This window comes from Ahrensia sp. R2A130 (assembly GCF_000179775.1).
Classification (GTDB): Bacteria; Pseudomonadota; Alphaproteobacteria; order Rhizobiales; family Rhizobiaceae; genus Pseudahrensia.
On the sequence record NZ_AEEB01000003.1, the window covers coordinates 559,375 to 575,831 of the forward strand.

The window sequence follows — 16,457 nt, forward strand, 5'->3', positions numbered from 1 at the left end:
AATCGCTTAAGCGTAAGTCTGAACCGGCGTTCCGGCGAGCGCTGCGATGTTCACCAAGCCACGCACAGTGATCGACGGCGTCACGATATGAGCGCGGTTGCCCATGCCCATCAATATCGGGCCGACTTCGATACCGCCGGTGACGGATTTCAGCGAGTTCTTAACACCGCCGGCAGTCTCGGCATTGGAGAACACGAACGCATTCGCCTTGCCTTCCATACGGCTGTTGGGAAGCAGACGCGCGCGAATTTCAGGGTCGAGCGCGGCATCCACCGGCATTTCGCCTTCATAGATGAAGTCGTGGCCGGCCTTATCGAGGATGTCCAAGGCACCACGCATACGAATGGCGCTCTCAGTGTTCAGCGTCCCAAATTGCGAGTTGGAGCAAAGCGAGATTTTGGGTTCGATACCAAAACGGCGAATATGGCGCGCGGTAGCGACCACGGTATCAGCAATCTGCTGCGAGGTCGGCTCGCTGTTCACGTGGGTATCGGCCACGAAGAGCGGACCAGAATCGAGAATAAGCAACGACAACGCACCAACAGGCGAAAGCTCATCCGTCTTGAGCATCTGTTCGACATAGGACAGGTGCCACGGGAAATTACCAAAGGTGCCGCAAATCATCGAATCCGCCTCGCCCCGCGCCACCATGACGGCGGCAATGACGGTCGTATTCGTACGCAACACCGCCTGTGCCAGCTGCGGAGAGATGCCCTTGCGCGCCATTGCAGCGTGATACGTGTCCCAATATTCGCGATACCGCGCATCGGACTCTGGATTGACGATCTCGAATTGATCCGCAATCGACTGCGGCAATCCATGCTTCTTCACCCGGTGTGAGATGACCTCGGGACGGCCAATCAAAATCGGTAAGTCGTTGGTTTCTTCGATCATCTCAACAGCGGTACGCAAAACCCGCTCATCCTCGCCTTCGGCAAACACGATACGACGAACAACAGAAGCAGCCTGATCGAAAACCGGACGCATCAACATCGACGAGCGATAAACCGACGCATTCAGCTTGGCGATATAGGCATCGAAATCTGCGACAGGACGCTCGGCAACACCGGTCTCCATGGCAGCCTTAGCAACAGCGCCGGCAACAACGGTGAGCAGACGGGAATCGAAAGGCTTGGGAATGAGATAGTCCGGACCAAACTTCAGGTCTTCCTCGCCATAGACCTCAGCCGTCTCCGCAGAGGACGTCTTACGCGCCAAAGCCGCGATGCCCTCGACGCAGGCGACCTGCATCTCGTCATTGATCGTGGTCGCACCCACATCCAATGCACCGCGGAAGATGAACGGGAAGCACAGAACGTTGTTCACCTGATTGGGATAATCCGAACGACCAGTCGCCATAATGGCGCCCGGCGCCACCGCCCTCACCTCTTCCGGCATGATTTCCGGTGTCGGGTTAGCGAGCGCAAAAATGATCGGATCATCGGCCATCCGAGCCACCATTTCGGCCTTCAACACGCCGGGGCCGGACAGACCGAGAAACAGGTCTGCCCCATCAATCACATCGTTCAAACTGCGCTTGTCCGTGGTCTGGGCGAAGGCGGTTTTCTCTGGTCCCATATCGTCGGTGCGGTAGCTGTGAACGAGACCGTCGATGTCACAAAGCCAGATATTCTCGCGCTTCACGCCAAGCTTCATCAACATGTTAAGGCAAGCAATGCCCGCCGCACCGCCGCCGGTTGATACGATTTTCAGATCAGCAAACTCACGGTTCGTCAGCAGCAAGGCGTTCGTGATTGCGGCACCCACCACGATTGCGGTGCCGTGCTGGTCATCATGGAAAACCGGAATGTTCATCCGCTCGCGGCAGATGCGTTCCACCACAAAGCAATCCGGTGCTTTGATGTCTTCGAGATTGATCGCCCCGAAGGTCGGCTCCATCGCGATCACATGCTCAGCAAATTTTTCCGGATCGCTCTCGTCGAGTTCAATGTCGAAACAGTCGATATGGGCGAACTGTTTGAACAGCACCGCCTTGCCTTCCATGATCGGCTTGGCCGCCAGCGGTCCGATATTACCAAGACCAAGCGCAGCAGAACCGTTGGAGACCACCGCCACGAGATTGCCACGTCCGGTATACAGCGAAGCAGCCGCAGGATCTTTCGCAATCGCCGTGCAGGCTTCTGCAACGCCAGGCGAATAGGCCAGCGACAGGTCACGCGGATTGGCCAGCGGTTTGGTGGGGCGAACCTCCAGCTTACCAGGGCGCGGCAGCGCGTGGTAGGCCAGCGCATCTTCGGTCAGCTGCGTGTCGTTGGAATTTTTCGGCGTGCTCACGGTATAGGCTCCCAAAACCGCCGCCCAAACGCCGGTCATTATTATTGCAAGGTTCTTACCACCTTATCAGCAGCTTCGCCCCTCGTGGGAACATCTGAGAACTTTATGCACTGACTTGAAAAACAGGAATATCGCAAGCGAGGCTTTCGCATCACTCATCATCTATAACAATTCACCATAAGGACCACTGGCCGACCACGCCTACCGATCCGGCCAGCTAAAATTAGCCTCGAAATTCAAACTGCGACATTCCGCACGCATTCGAAATCGAGATATTTCGGAACCAGTCTCCTATTCAACCGGTTGTCGCCGCGAACCCGAACAGGAGGCATCACTATGTCCAACGAACGCAAAGAAGCACTCACGAAGTTCTGGAACCTCATCGAGCCAATGACGGCCTGTATGGTCACAACCGAGGACGGCGACGTTCTGCGGTCCCGCCCGATGGCACCCTATGTGAAAGCGGATGAAGGTCTCATCCACTTCATCACAGACCGTAAGTCGCATAAAGTCGAGGAGCTACATCACGACCGCGATATCGCGCTGTCCTTCGTGGATTCATCATCCATGATCTACGTGTCAGTTTCAGGCCACGCCGAGGTGAGCACCGACCAAGCCTTGATAGAACGCCTGTGGGATGCAGCCGCAATAGCATGGTTCGGTGACGACCCGAAGAAGGCTGATGTTGCCATCATTACCGTAAAGCCGGATCAGGCTGAATTCTGGGACAATGATGTGAACATCGCCAAGGCAGGATTTGAAGTCGCCAAAGGCTATTTCACCGACGAAGCGCCGGACATGGGCGAGAACGAAAAACTCGACCTGAATGCAGCGTAAGGAGGCCGACAATGGCCGGTTATAGCGAAGGCACGAATGTCGAGTGGGACTGGGGCAATGGCACCGGTACTGGCAAGATCGACACAAAATACACCGAAAAGATCACACGAAAAATCAAAGGTAACGAAGTTACCCGAGAAGCCAGTGATGACGAGCCTGCCTATTACATCAAGCAGGAAGACGGCGACGCCGTGCTGAAATCGCACAGTGAAGTGCGCAAGGCATAGTGAGATGACGCGGCGCACAAACCGCATCACTCATGGCGGGGAGGCTCAACGTTTGGGCCTCCTCGTCATTCCCACTGAAGACTTGCTCGTTGAACGATGTAGTGCTGGAGATGAGACCGTTTACACGTTAGGCGGCAGGCCCGTTCCTGAAGGGCGGATTTCAGAACTCAACAGTTTTCCAGTGCCACCAGCATGGACTGACGTCCGCATGGCGTTGGATCCTGCCGCGCATATTCAGGTCATTGGCAATGATGCCAAAGGGCGGCGGCAATACATATATCATGATCGTTGGACAGACGTGCGTGAAGCCGTAAAGGCCGCACGCCTCAAGCGTTTCGGCAAAGCACTGCCGCGTATCCGCGATGCTATTTCCGAAGACATCACCAAACCACTTTCAGACGATCGCGGCCTTGCAGCAACGGCATTGCGGCTGGTCGACCGCCAATGGGTTCGCGCTGGTCATGAACAATATGCCGCAAATGGTACGGCAGGCACGGCAACACTTTTGAACAAACATGTCGATGAAAGTGACGGCGAACTGACGCTGGATTTTACGGCAAAATCCGGAAAAGAAGCAAAGGTGCGGCTGCGCGACCCTGCTCTAAAACGCAGGCTTCGAGCCTTGAAAAAACGCGGCGGCAAACGGTTATTTCAGCCAAGGCGAAACGCGGCCCCGCTAAACGCTACACAGCTTAATGCTTATCTATCAGACATCGCCGAAGCTGATGTTTCGCTAAAGGACTTCCGTACCTTCGGAGGGTCTGCATTGGCATTGGAACAACTGTGCAAAACCGCAGACAAGCCCACACGAAAGCATGCAGTCGCTGCCGTTAAACAGGTCGCAGAAAAGCTGCGTAACACGCCTACAGTTGCGCGAAACAGCTATGTTCATAGCCCGCTTTTAGACGTTTATCTTGACGGCAAACTGGACCCCGGCCTGACGAGCGGACGCAGACGAAACAATCTTGATGCTGGGGAAACCGGACTGATGCGATTTCTGGAAGGCCGCTAACAGGATACGCTACTCTTAAATTCGCAAAATTCCGCTCAAGATCGCCCCATGTTCAAAATCAGCAACCGCCGAATAGACCTGATTGGATGGCTGCTATTCGTCATTTCAGCCTGCGGTTTCATTATGGCCAGCATCGGTAATTTCTGGGCGATGTTCGGTTCGATATTCTTTCTGCTGGCCTGTTTGATGTTCCTCATTACATACATTCGCAAAGAGCCTTAAGGTATCTGAATGCCCGAACGATTGAGAATGACGCGGTAAACGCTTGTCGTCCCGGTCATGTAAAGTTCGTGCTTAGCGCGACCGCCGAAGCACAGGTTGGACACGATTTCCGGCACCAGAATTTTGCCCATCAAATCGCCTTCAGACGAAATGCAATGAACCCCATCTGCGGCTGACGACCAGACGTTGTCGTCTTCATCGATACGGATACCGTCCGCTGCGCCGGGGTCGATGGTGTGGAAATGGCTGCCCTTACCCAATGTATTGCCATCGACCGCATATGTGTGGATCGCGCGGGGGGCATCGGCTTCGAAAATCGGACCGGTATCAGCCACGTAAAGAATGCTCTCGTCTTTGGAGAACGCGAGGCCATTAGGGCAACCAAGGTCATCTACAACGACCGAGATGTCGCCGTTTTGCGGATCGACCCGATAGACGACGCAAGGCAGTTCCTGTTCGGATTTGTAACCTTCGTAGTTCGTCTTGATTCCATAATGTGGATCGCTGAACCAGATTGAACCGTCCGACTTCACCACCACATCGTTAGGTGAGTTCAGCGGCTTTCCATCAAAACAATCTGCAATGACCGTGATCGAGCCATCATATTCCGTGCGCGTGACACGACGTGTCCCGTGCTCACAGGATACCAAACGTCCTTCGCGATCACGGGTATGGCCGTTGGAATAATTGCTCTGCGCGCGATAAATCGACGTCCCCTCGCCCGGCGTCCAGCGCATGATGCGATGGTTGGGAATGTCGGAAAACAACAAGCAGTTTGCATCACCGAACCACACCGGACCTTCGACCCAATCAAAACCTGTCGCAATCTGTTTCACCGGCGCGTTGAACATGACATAGCTGCCAAAACGCGGGTCGTGTACTTCAAAAAAAGACATGGCTTCCTCAATTATAAATTCGATTAGATCGGGAGAATTCTGCAATGGGTGACTTTATCGAAACCAAACAGCTGAGTCATGACGCTGCAATGCGCATGGCGCAAAAAGCAGCTGAAAAAGCGACTGAAATCGACCAACCGCAGTGCATCGCCATCGTCGATGTTAGCGGCGACACCATCATCACGCTTCGTATGACGGGCGCGAAGTTCCTCAGCCAGAAAAGCGCACTGACGAAAGCCCGCACGGCTGCGTCCAACAATGCACCAAGCGCTGCTATTCCAGCTGATTTTCAGCCCAAAATCGCTGCGGCAACGCAGAATAACGTGACCGGCCTGCCCGGTGGCCTTCCCATCCGTCATGACGGAAAACTCATTGGCGGCATCGGCATCGGCTCAGGTTCTGGCGACCAGGATTTGGCTTGCGCAAATGCTGCATTGGTAGAAATCGGTGCGGAAACGTTCGAATAAGCTCATCAATGGCGGCGGTAACCCGGCCCGATTGGCCTGCGGCGATTGCCCGGCAAGTTCGGGTCGGTGCCCCAGATGGCCTGATACGTGTCCATCGCCATGCCGCGTTTCTGGCAAATGATAAATGCCACAGCCAGCAGCAAGAACCAGATGCTGATCGATATGAACATCCAACGCGGACCGTTGGCGATCCACATGCCGAGATAGATGGTGAACCAGCTGAGTGCGAGGGAAATATAACCCAACGTCTTGTGCAGATACTCGAACATCAAACGTCTTGGCGTCATATCGAAATGATCACCGAACATGCTGCCACGCGGGTCAGTCGGCCCGCCCTTTGATCCGCGCGTTGCGCCAGCAATAATTTGCGTCGCGCAAAACGCAGTCAGCGTCCAGCCGATGAAGCGATGCAACCAGGCGATGTCTGAATCACCGGCAGGTGCCCATATCAACCAGATCGCAAACAGCATCACCAATGCCGCAAGGCTTTGAAGAATGTAGTGCGACCGCCACCAAACCTTGTTGTCCAGTTCTTCAGGCCATTTCTGGCCTTTTGCAATCTTGAAGAAGCGCGCCCAGAGGATGGCGACCGGAACCATGACGCCCCAAGCCAACACCATGAAGCGACCGTGCCACGCGGTCAGAAAGCTGACATCGTGAGGACGGGTCAGGTCAATCGGGGCGAGGAACCATTCCAGCATCGGGTCAACCTTTAACGGCCCCCGCTGTCATGCCCGTGATGATTTGTTTGGACGCGATGAAGGTGAAGATCACCGGTGGGATTGCGAGCAGCATGCCCGTCGCCATGATGACACCCCAGTCGATATTGTACTCAGTGATCGAGTTCACGATGGTGACAGGAACGGTGCGCGTGTTGCGACCTGCAAGTGCGTTGGACAGCAGGAACTCATTCCAAGCGATGCGGAATGTGAAGATCGCAGCAGCAGCCAAACCGGGCTTGATGATCGGCAACACCACGAGAAAGAACACTTGAAACGGGTTCGCCCCGTCCATCCGTGCCGCTTCCTCAAGCTGGATCGGAACCTGTACAATGAAGCTCTGCAAAATCCAGATCACAAATGGCAGGTTCATCGCTACATAGATGAGAATGATGCCAGTATAGGTGCTGTCGAGGCCAAACTGGAACGTCCAGATACCAAAGACCGGAACCAGCAGCACGGCAGGTGGAACCATGCGCATCAACAATGTCGTCATGGAAACGGTACCGCGACCCATAAAGCGGAAGCGAACCAAGGCGTAAGCCGCCATGCAGCCGATCACCAGCGTCAACGCGGTGGAGATTAACGCAATGAAGATCGAGTTGCCCAACGCGCGGCTGAATGTGGGATCGCAGAAATCTACGCTTTCCGGTTTGTACCAAAGCACATCACACAAAACCGCTTCGTAGTTTTTGATCGTCGGCGTGAAAAAGAATGACGAAACGCTGGCATCATTGATGTCGATATTCGCCTTGAACGACGTGGTCAGCATCAACATGATCGGGCCGAGCGCGAGAACGATCAGCACCATCATGATGGCGTAGAAGATCGCGTTACCCTTGGCTGTCTGGTGGTTTGGAGCGGCCATTACGCGTCCTCCTGCGCAGCAGCCCGCAGACGGGCGGAGCGGCGCTCCGTCAAGCTGTTATAGGCAAACATCGCGATGGTCAGCAGCATGAGCATGATGAGCAGGTAGTTGGACATTGCGGCTGCGTAGCCGAGTTCCTGAAATTCCTGCGCGGTCCTGAATATTCGAAGCGATAGAATCTCGGTCGACAGCCCCGGTCCGCCATTGGTCATCACAAGGATAACCTCCAGCACTTTGAAGGCATCGATCAGACGCAACAGCACTGCCACGATGAGCACCGGCATCATCAGCGGCAGTTTAATGTAGATGATCTTCTGCCAACCGGATGCGCCATCGATCTGGGCAGCTTCCAATGCCGACTGCGGCAACGATTGAAGCGCCGCCAGTGACAGAATGAAGATGAAGGGCGTCCACTGCCAAACGTCTGCGATGACCACAGCTACGAAGGACCATGAACCGTCCGACAGCCACGGGATGGGATCGAAGCCCCAATCCTTCAGCGTGCGGTTAAAGATGCCGACGGTTGGGTGGTACATGTAGCGCCACATGAGACCGACAACGATGGGCGCGATCATCATTGGCAAAATGAAGATGGTACGGAGTGCCGCCATGCCGCGCAGTTTGCGATCCAGTAGCAGCGCGAGACCGACGCCGAGCGCCATCTCAAGGGTCACGACGATTGCGGCAAAGCGCAGCGTGACACCGAAGCTTTCCAGAAACGCCTCATCGGAAGCGAGGTTGATGTAGTTGCGAAGGCCGACCCATTCGGCCTCGGAAATATATTGCGATGGCCGCCAATCGAGGAAGCTCGCGTAGATCATGAAGCCGATTGGGTAGAGCAGCGCTATCACCAGCACGAGCGCAGCCGGAGCCAGAAACAGATAAGGCGTCATACGGTTGATGCGGGATGCGGCGGTCATGGCGCGTTCGCGGCTTTCGTTTGGTTCGAAATCTTTCCGCAATTCGCCCGGTGCGTCGAAAACGCTAATCAGACCATTGCGAAGTCGGAAGTTTTCTCCGTCCGATGCTCGAAACCATCGGACGGAGATGGCCGCTCAAACGAGGAGCGACCGTCGGGAGGTTCCCGTTACTTGACGTTGACCCAGGTGTAGTACCCGGCTTCGTCCATGGTCTTTTCAGCACGCTCGGCAACGCCGTTCAGCGCTTCCTGCGGGTCGAGACCTTCGGTCAAGACTTTCGACATGGACGTACCGATGTCGGCGTTGATTTTACCCCATGTTGGGATGATTGGACGCCAGTCTGGGTCAGCATATTTCAGCGCTTCACCGAATGTCGCGGAATAAGGGTATTTCGCGTTCAGTTCTGCGTTTTCATATGTGGAGAAACGCGATGGGTTGCCGCCTTGCATGGCGACAGCGAGGTCACCTTTTTTGGACGTCAGCCACTGCAGAAGCAGGAAGGCCGCTTCTTTGTTCTGCGCATTTTTCGGGATACCGATACCGAAACCACCGGTCTGCGAACCGCGACGAACACCTTCAGGGTGCAGCGCGTAACCGACTTTACCAGCAACCTTGGACTGCTCGGGATCTTCGAAACCGGCAGCAAAAGCGATGGAGTCCATGAACATGGCAGCGTTGCCCTGTTTGAACGAGTTGGCAGCTTCCGAAGGTCCGAATGTCGTGGCGCCTTCTGGGCCGCAATCGACGATGGTCTTCAGCGCGTTGGCTGCTTTCACACCGGCTTCGTTGTTGATGATCGGCTTCCAGTTGTCGTCGAACACACGGCCACCAAGTGGGGCGAGGTGCAGAAGGAAAGCGTGCGATGCCTGATGGCCGGAAGCTGCGCGGGAGGCCATGCCGCCCATACCTTTTTCAACTTCAGGAATCTTGCAGGCTGCGTCGAGCAACTCGTCATAGGTTTCTGGAACCTTGATGCCGTGCTTCTCGAAGATATCCTTGCGGTAAGCGAGAACCGAAGTTTCCGAACCGAATGGTACGCCGAAGAGCGAACCTGTCGGACCTGGAAGGTAGCCTTTTTTACCACCGGCAACGCCGATGTTCTGCACGTAACCGTCGATCAGGTCTTCCGCGTCGTAGTTCGGATCGGCGAGTTTCGGGTTCATGAAGTAACGGGCCAGGTTTTCCAGCTGGTCGGCAAACACATAATCGGCCTTGGAGAACACGACATAACCGATGAGGTCGTAGTCGCTTTCACGCTTGGTGAGTTCCAGTGTCTGGCGCTCACGCATTTTCAGATACTGCAGCTGGTCGACTTCAACCTTGATGCCGGTCTCTTCCGTGAACTGCGGAAGCACCTTCATGGCAGCGTTGTAATGTGGGTGCGCGGGGAACATGGCAGTCACAGTCTGACCGGCATATGCCGCGTATGGGCCGGTGGCGTGACCGTCGGCAAGTGCCGCCGATGTACCAGCGACCATGATGGTCGATGCGATCAATGTCGCGGTTAGTGATTTCAGCATAGGTTTCTCCTCCAGAGTGCTGAGTGAATTAGATCCGAATACCGGTCTCGGTATCGAAAGCCATAACTTCGTCGGTGCGCAAGGCGAACGTCATCGTAGCGCCAGCGCGAGGCGGAATAGAGCTGTTGTGCTCCACCAGAACCTCTTCGCTGCCGCAGCGTGTGACGAGCGTCGATTGTGCGCCCAAATATTCCGAAACGATCAGTCGCAAGTCCATGGTCGGTCCCACAGACACATCGTCGCTGAACGACGACGGACGAATGCCGAGAGCAACCTTCTTCGACGAATGAGATTTAAGACGCTGCGCAAGCGGTCCATCCAGTAGAAGCGAAAAGCCGTCGCCAGAAGCCGTTACGCCCTTCCCCGTTTCGCTAATCTCAGCGTCGAGGAAATTCATGGTCGGGCTGCCGATGAAGCCAGCGACAAACCGGTTCACGGGCTCTTTGAACAATTGCTCCGGCGTGCCCTGCTGTTGGATGATGCCTTCCGACATGACCACGATACGGTCGCCCAGCGTCATTGCTTCGATCTGGTCATGCGTGACGTAGATCATGTTCTTGTCGAGATTATCGCGCATTTCCGCGAGCTCGGTGCGCATCTTACCGCGCAGCTTGGCGTCGAGGTTAGAGAGCGGTTCATCAAAAAGGAACGTCGAGGCATCGCGAACGAGCGCACGGCCCATGGCGACACGCTGGCGCTGGCCGCCTGACAATTCTGCAGGCTTACGATCAAGCAACTGACCGATGTTCAGCATCTCAGCGACACGGTTCACCTTCTCGTCAATTTCCGCTTTTGGTGTGCGGTTCAAACGCAGCGCAAACGACATGTTCTTGGCGATGTTCATGTGCGGATAGAGCGCATAGTCCTGAAACACCATCGCCAGATCGCGCTCTTTCGATTCCAAGCCGCTGATCGGTTTGTCGTCGAAGTAGATCTCACCTCCGGACAATTCTTCCAGCCCGGCTACGATCCGCAATGTGGTGGATTTGCCGCAACCCGATGGGCCGACAAGCACGGTGAACTCGCCGTCATCCAACTCAAGATCCAGCGGCGGGAGAACGCGAACGCTCCCGTAATATTTCTCGATTTGCTCGAAACGAATCTTCGGCACAAGTCACTCCCAGAAAGGCCTCTTGAACGGGCCATGCGACAGTTGAGACACGCTAAGCCGTCAAAACAACCAATTTTCGCCGCATTTGCCCATGTGCTACGTTAGCGCTAACGTAAAGATGAACGTTTACACGGAAGCACTTCTTGGCCGATCCCACCATCAGAAAGCGCCGTCGCGGCCCCTCCAATCGCGTTACAATTGATGAAGTCGCCCGGGTCGCAGGCGTCAGTACAATGTCGGTGTCGCGAGCAATGCGGGGCGTGGAAGGCCTGTCGGCAGAGCGTCGTGCAGCTATACTCGATATCGCCCGCGCGCTTGGTTACGAACCCAGCAGTCTGGCCGGTTCGCTGGCTGCTGCAAACTCAACATTGATCGGTGTGTCGGTCCCGACACTCAACGATGAAGTGTTCGGCGATATTTTCGACGGCATGCGAACCGTCTTCACGCGATACGGATTCCAAACCGTGTTCGACACGACCGACTATGCCCGCAAGAACGAAGACGAATGGATAGAGCGCATTCTAGCATGGCGACCTGCCGGGCTGGTGCTGTCCGGCGTCGATCAGTCCAGACAGGCGAAAGAACGCCTGCGCGCCGCCCGTATTCCTGTCCTACAGATTTGGGACGTAACGTATGACCCTATCGATATTTGCGTCGGCATCGATCACGAGGCTGCCGGCCACGCGATGGCGGATCATTTGCTTGAACTGGGCTACAGACGCCCAGCCTATATAGGTGTCCGGAAAGGCTTTGACGCGCGCGCAGAAAAACGAGCCAAGGGATTCAAACGCGGATTAGCGGCTGCGGGAGTGGAACTCGTGGCGGACAAACGCATCAGCAACGCCCGCTCATTTTCAGCAGGCGAAGATGGCGTGACAGCATTGCTGGACGAAGTGCCCGTTGAGACAGACGCGATCTATTTCATGAACGACCATATGGCGCTTGGCGGCATCATCGCCTGCGAGGCCCGTGGCATGAAAATTCCCGACGATATCGGCATCGCCGGTTTCAATGATCTGGCGCTTAACCGTGTGCTTCCCCTTCGAGTGACGACTTCCGCCACCCCTCGCAGCACAATGGGAAGCAAGGGCGCGCAGGCGCTGATTGCGCGCATAAAAGGCGTAAAGCGCGATCCGGTCGAGGTTCTTCCCGTCGAACTAAAACCCGGCCTCACGACCCGCAGCGCAATTCCCTACCCGTCCGGCCGGTCGTAACCCGTCATCTCAAGATAGCCTCTGCCTTTCCGGTTACCACTCACCGTCACCGGCCCTTCCCAATAGGGTATCGAAGTCGCCATCCAAGCCTGTGTGTTGAGCGCTTCGACGGTCACATCAACATCACGGCTCGGCAGACGCAGTCGCCAACTTGTAGGCACATCACGACCACCGACATCGCTGATCGCCAGCGGTTCAAGCTGTAACTCACCATTATCAATTGGCGTCGGGTCGCCCTGCGGCGTGATCCATGTTGCAGAGGTAAAACTCTTGCCTTCAGCCTCACGCAATTGAAACGCCATCATTTTGTGGCCGTCTTCAAAGCTGAGTGAAAACCAGTCCCACCCGCGCTGCCCACCGGAAAGCGGTTGGCTCGACCATTCCCGATCCAGCCACGCGGAGCCGGTGACAGCAACATCGCCAGATGGCAGTTTCAACGTGCCCTTCAAGGCATAAGCGGGTTGCGAATAATAATAACTTGCCGTGCCGCTTTCCGATTTGCGCGAATAACCATTGATGCCCTGCAACACCAGCGGCCCCTGCGCGATCAGCTTTACATAAAACGCAAAATCAGCACCTGAAGCAGCCATGGAAACGCGATCAATATCGCGCCCCTCATCAGCCTTCAGCGCCCAATCATCAATGAAGGCGTTGAAAGGTTCCACATCGACATCAGCCTGCCCGATACCGCCCCGCGCACGACGCTCGGCAACGAAATGCTTGTCAGGTGTCGTCACCGCAGCGTGGCCCATCCAAAATTGCGAACCGGGCTTACCATCGGGGCGAAAGGCGGAGCGGAAGAGTGTCCATTGCAGACCGTAAGGCGTCCCATCCGGCCCAGTCATATTGGCAGTCACATACCACCATTCGATGCGGTAATCGGGGTGAGCTGCATGGTCAGCCGGAAATGAAATCGTGCCGTCAGGTGACGGCACCGCATAGCCTTCGCTGGTCGTGCCAAGGCCGCCAAAACCTTGCGCGAGCGCGGCAACTGGAAGCCAGCATGCCAGTGCAAATGCAGCGAGAAACCTAACGCTCATGGCTAAACACCTTCACAAGATCGGCAGGCGCCATGGCTGCCATACGACGGGCAGGAATTGCTGCCGCCAAAAGCGCGGCAAGCAGCGCCAGCAGACCCAGCCGCAACCAATCGCCAACAAACACCTGCATCGGAATACGCCAACCGAACGCTTCCACATTCAAGACTGCTAGCAGCAACCACGCGAGAGCCAGACCCACCGGAACCGCAAGCACGACCGTGACGAGGGCCAGTATTGCCGTGCGGGCGAGTTCGAGCGCGGCCAGCCGCCGCTGCGTCAGTCCCAACGCCCAAACAGGCGCGAGCTGCGGCACACGCATGGTCGCCAATGTGAGCAGTGATGTGAAGATCGCAAAGCCGGCCACCGCCAACGTGAGAACATTAAGTGCATCCGTCACCCTGAACGTTCGCTCGAAAACGCTGAGCGAGAGGTCTTTGATAGCTGATTGATCAATCATCGACCGCTCTTCAATGCCAAATTCAGCAGATATCTCATTCTTCAAAGCCTCGACCCGTTCCGGCGGAACGCGGACACCAAACCGCTGTTGCGGGATATTCGGGAAAAGCGCGGAGAATTTCGACAGGCCGACCATGACCTGCGGCGCGGGGTTGCCGTAGTCGGAATACACACCTGCAATCGGCGTGGGTGGCAGCCCCGCTGCTGATATTTCGTCCCCCAAGGACAAGCCAGACCGGCGCGCAAATTGCTCGTTCACCAGCAAACCCTCACCCCGCGCGACCTCATCCCAAACTTGAGGCGTACGCTCCAGCAACGGCCAATTATCACGGTAAGTCGCGTGGTTGGCCACGCCAAAAATTGCGCCCTTGCGCCCGTCCAGCGTGGCTTCCGTTTCAACAATAGGGAGCACTGCATCGGTGCGCGTCTGAAGCCAGATTTTCAGCTTCTCGCCCTGCTGACCATCACGCGCGTTGACGTAAAACTCTGCCGCCAATCGCTGGTCCAACCAACCCACAAATGTCGTGCGGAAACTGCCCACCATCGTGCCAACACCTATGTTGGCCGCCAGCGCCAGTAACAGCGCCATCAATGCCAGCGACAGGCCCGGAATCTGTTGACGCGTATCCGCCCAGAACCACTGTGCCGTCGCCCCGGCACCTGCGCGACGAGCCAACGATTGACCAAAATCCAGTAACCGATTTGCAAGCGGCGGCAGTAATAAGGCGCTGCCAACAAGCACGAGAGCAATGATGATAAAGGCAGCAACAATGCCGCTTGCGAGGCCGAGTAAAACGGCTGCTAAACCCAAAAAGACGAAACCGGATACGGCCTGCATCACCAGTGTTTTGGACGACACCATAGCCCAAGCGCGCGGTTGGGCTGATGCCAATATCGGCATCGAACGAATGCGCCACAAGCTGCCTGCAGCGGCAATCGCCGTGCCCAACAAAGCAATTGCGATGCCGCTCGCCCACCAGTCCGCGCGCCAACCAAGGCTGCCGGAAACCTGCGCGCCGTAAAGATCACGCAAAGTGTCGGCGACGTTGGGCAACAACAGCGTCGCTAAAACCGATCCCAACAACACGCCCACCGTTCCTGCCAGCACGGCCAATGCTGCGAGTTCGACCACCAGCGCAACCACGAGCTGCTTCAACGACACGCCGAGCACCCGCAACGTGCGGAACATCACCCGGCGTTGTTCGAAGGCTAAACCGATTGTGCCGTGCACGATGAACAGGCCGACCGCAAAAGTGAGCAGCCCGAACGCGGTGAGGTTGAGGTGGAACGAGTCCGTCAGGCGCGCGAGATCCTGTCCGGTCTGCGGTTCCACTCGTGTCAGATCGGGCGCGATGTCGCCCAAGGGGGCGGCACCAACAGGCTGCGGATCAAGCAGCACCAAACGGGACACCGCATCAGGCCGCTGCAGCAGGGCTTGGGCGGCAGCAATGTCCACAGTTAGTGTTCGTGGCGGCAGCCCCTCCTGCGGTATTAAGCGCGGTAAATTTGGAACGCCATCCAATTCGGCAATCGTTTCCGGTGCAGCTAAAGCAAGGCCGTTTTGGCCGATAAAATCTTGGATCTCGTAAGGGGTTTCAGCCGAACCACCTTCGAAATTCAAAGGTCCGGCAGAGGATGTCAGCGGGTCTATACCAACGATCCTTATGATCACACGCCCTCGCTGCAAACGGCCTTCCAGCACCGTCGTTACAAGCCAACCCGCGCGGCGAAGGCGGACGAAATCTCCCATCGAAATCGCGCCACCGTCTGCCTTTTCCAAAGTCGCACGATCAGCACCGGCAACCTGATTGGCAGCCCGATCATAGCTGCTGCGCGCCTCGCTATTGATTGCCTGCACGGCGGTCCAAAGTGCAGTGGCAAGCGATAGACCCAGAACCAGCGTCACAAACTGCCCTGGTCTGCGCCGCCAGTGGGACAGCAATGCAGAAAGCGCAGACTGAAAACCGCGCATCAAGCGAGTTTCCCGTTAGCGAGGTGCACACGTTTGTTCAGCCGGTTAGCAAGACGCAACGAATGGGTGACAACAAGCAGGCCTGCGCCGGTATCGCGCACCAGATCGAGCAACAGCTGAGCTACTTGCTCGCCGGTTTCTTCATCGAGATTGCCGGTGGGTTCATCCGCCAGCACAACCTTGGGTCGCCCGGCCAAAGCGCGGCCAATGGCAACACGCTGCTGTTGCCCGCCGGAAAGCTGTTCGGGGTAGCGACGCAAAAAATCAGTCAGACCCAGACGTTCTGCCAACTCAGCGGTCCACGCTTCATTTTCACGACCGGCAAGGCGCGCATGGAAGGTCAGGTTGTCACCCACGGTAAGTGAGGGAATGAGATTGAACTGTTGGAAAACGATACCTACGGTTTCACGCCGCAATTCCGCACGACCCTGATCGTCCAACCCATGCACCTGTCGGCCAGCTACGCTGATGGTGCCGTCATCGACGCTATCCAACCCTGCAATGAGGTAGAGCAGCGTGCTTTTACCGGAGCCACTTTCGCCGGTCAGCGCCAACGTTTCGCCCTTGTCGAGTTGCAGGTCCACACCGCGCAACACTGGCAGCGGGCCGTCCTGCGTAGCAAAGCTTTTGTGAATGTTTTGAGCATCGATCAACATGCTGGCAGGCTAACGGTTCGTGCGG

Annotated in this window: 16 protein-coding genes; 6 read left to right on the forward strand and 10 right to left on the reverse strand. The window is 56.3% G+C overall.

What is annotated here, in order from left to right; translation table 11 throughout:
- Positions 1-6: 6 nt before the first annotated feature.
- On the reverse strand, positions 7-2,334 hold the full coding sequence (locus tag R2A130_RS03495) for an NADP-dependent malic enzyme (protein WP_009463658.1): 2,328 nt from the start codon (positions 2,332-2,334) through the stop codon (positions 7-9).
- Between the two features lie 297 nt (positions 2,335-2,631).
- Here R2A130_RS03495 and R2A130_RS03500 point away from each other — a divergent pair, with 297 nt between their 5' ends.
- Genes R2A130_RS03500 through R2A130_RS03515 form a run of 4 tightly spaced genes read left to right on the forward strand, consistent with a single transcriptional unit; the run spans position 2,632 to position 4,593 of the window.
- Entirely contained in the window at positions 2,632-3,132 is a 501-nt protein-coding gene (locus R2A130_RS03500; protein ID WP_009463659.1) for a pyridoxamine 5'-phosphate oxidase family protein, read from the forward strand.
- Positions 3,133-3,143: 11 nt separating this feature from the next.
- Entirely contained in the window at positions 3,144-3,359 is a 216-nt protein-coding gene (locus R2A130_RS03505; RefSeq protein WP_009463660.1) for a DUF2945 domain-containing protein, read from the forward strand.
- 4 nt (positions 3,360-3,363) lie between these two features.
- Positions 3,364-4,371, forward strand: coding sequence for a DNA topoisomerase IB (locus tag R2A130_RS03510; RefSeq protein ID WP_009463661.1), 1,008 nt, complete (start codon positions 3,364-3,366; stop codon positions 4,369-4,371).
- A gap of 48 nt (positions 4,372-4,419) precedes the next feature.
- A complete protein-coding gene (locus R2A130_RS03515; RefSeq protein ID WP_009463662.1) occupies positions 4,420-4,593 on the forward strand; it encodes a hypothetical protein in 174 nt (57 codons plus the stop codon).
- On the opposite strand, the gene R2A130_RS03520 is transcribed toward R2A130_RS03515, so the two are convergent.
- Positions 4,590-5,489 carry an SMP-30/gluconolactonase/LRE family protein gene (locus R2A130_RS03520; RefSeq protein ID WP_040304607.1) on the reverse strand — a complete coding sequence of 300 codons (900 nt, stop codon included), beginning with the start codon at positions 5,487-5,489 and terminating at the stop codon, positions 4,590-4,592. The genes R2A130_RS03515 and R2A130_RS03520 overlap by 4 nt on opposite strands.
- 44 nt (positions 5,490-5,533) lie before the next feature.
- On the opposite strand from R2A130_RS03520, the gene R2A130_RS03525 reads away from it, so the two are divergent.
- Entirely contained in the window at positions 5,534-5,956 is a 423-nt protein-coding gene (locus tag R2A130_RS03525; protein WP_009463664.1) for a heme-binding protein, read from the forward strand.
- A 5-nt stretch (positions 5,957-5,961) separates the two neighbouring features.
- Here the strand turns inward: R2A130_RS03525 and R2A130_RS03530 are convergent, their stop codons facing one another.
- The 5 genes from R2A130_RS03530 to R2A130_RS03550 all read right to left on the reverse strand — a co-directional run bounded on the left by R2A130_RS03530 (position 5,962) and on the right by R2A130_RS03550 (position 11,094).
- The gene (locus R2A130_RS03530; RefSeq protein WP_009463665.1) at positions 5,962-6,657 is read right to left on the reverse strand and encodes a cytochrome b561 domain-containing protein; all 696 of its coding nucleotides are present in this window, start codon (positions 6,655-6,657) and stop codon (positions 5,962-5,964) included.
- Between the two features lie 4 nt (positions 6,658-6,661).
- Complete coding sequence (locus tag R2A130_RS03535) at positions 6,662-7,543, reverse strand: carbohydrate ABC transporter permease (protein ID WP_009463666.1); 882 nt, start codon at positions 7,541-7,543, stop codon at positions 6,662-6,664.
- Entirely contained in the window at positions 7,543-8,463 is a 921-nt protein-coding gene (locus R2A130_RS03540) for a carbohydrate ABC transporter permease (RefSeq protein WP_040304864.1), read from the reverse strand. Before R2A130_RS03540 ends, R2A130_RS03535 begins: the two co-directional genes overlap by 1 nt.
- Positions 8,464-8,630: 167 nt before the next feature.
- Positions 8,631-9,983: an extracellular solute-binding protein gene (locus tag R2A130_RS03545; RefSeq protein ID WP_009463668.1), complete on the reverse strand. Its 1,353-nt coding sequence runs from the start codon at positions 9,981-9,983 to the stop codon at positions 8,631-8,633.
- 28 nt (positions 9,984-10,011) lie between these two features.
- Entirely contained in the window at positions 10,012-11,094 is a 1,083-nt protein-coding gene (locus R2A130_RS03550; RefSeq protein ID WP_009463669.1) for an ABC transporter ATP-binding protein, read from the reverse strand.
- 143 nt (positions 11,095-11,237) lie between these two features.
- On the opposite strand from R2A130_RS03550, the gene R2A130_RS03555 reads away from it, so the two are divergent.
- Positions 11,238-12,308: a LacI family DNA-binding transcriptional regulator gene (locus R2A130_RS03555; RefSeq protein ID WP_009463670.1), complete on the forward strand. Its 1,071-nt coding sequence runs from the start codon at positions 11,238-11,240 to the stop codon at positions 12,306-12,308.
- Here the strand turns inward: R2A130_RS03555 and R2A130_RS03560 are convergent.
- From R2A130_RS03560 to R2A130_RS03570, 3 genes are read right to left on the reverse strand one after another with little or no spacing between them, the layout of a single operon-like run.
- Entirely contained in the window at positions 12,287-13,348 is a 1,062-nt protein-coding gene (locus tag R2A130_RS03560; protein WP_009463671.1) for a lipocalin-like domain-containing protein, read from the reverse strand. The genes R2A130_RS03555 and R2A130_RS03560 overlap by 22 nt on opposite strands.
- The gene (locus R2A130_RS03565; RefSeq protein WP_009463672.1) at positions 13,338-15,776 is read right to left on the reverse strand and encodes an ABC transporter permease; all 2,439 of its coding nucleotides are present in this window, start codon (positions 15,774-15,776) and stop codon (positions 13,338-13,340) included. Before R2A130_RS03565 ends, R2A130_RS03560 begins: the two co-directional genes overlap by 11 nt.
- Positions 15,776-16,432 (reverse strand): ABC transporter ATP-binding protein, encoded by a 657-nt coding sequence (locus tag R2A130_RS03570; RefSeq protein WP_009463673.1) that lies wholly within the window; start codon positions 16,430-16,432, stop codon positions 15,776-15,778. The genes R2A130_RS03565 and R2A130_RS03570 overlap by 1 nt, the downstream gene beginning before the upstream one ends.
- Positions 16,433-16,457 lie beyond the last annotated feature (25 nt).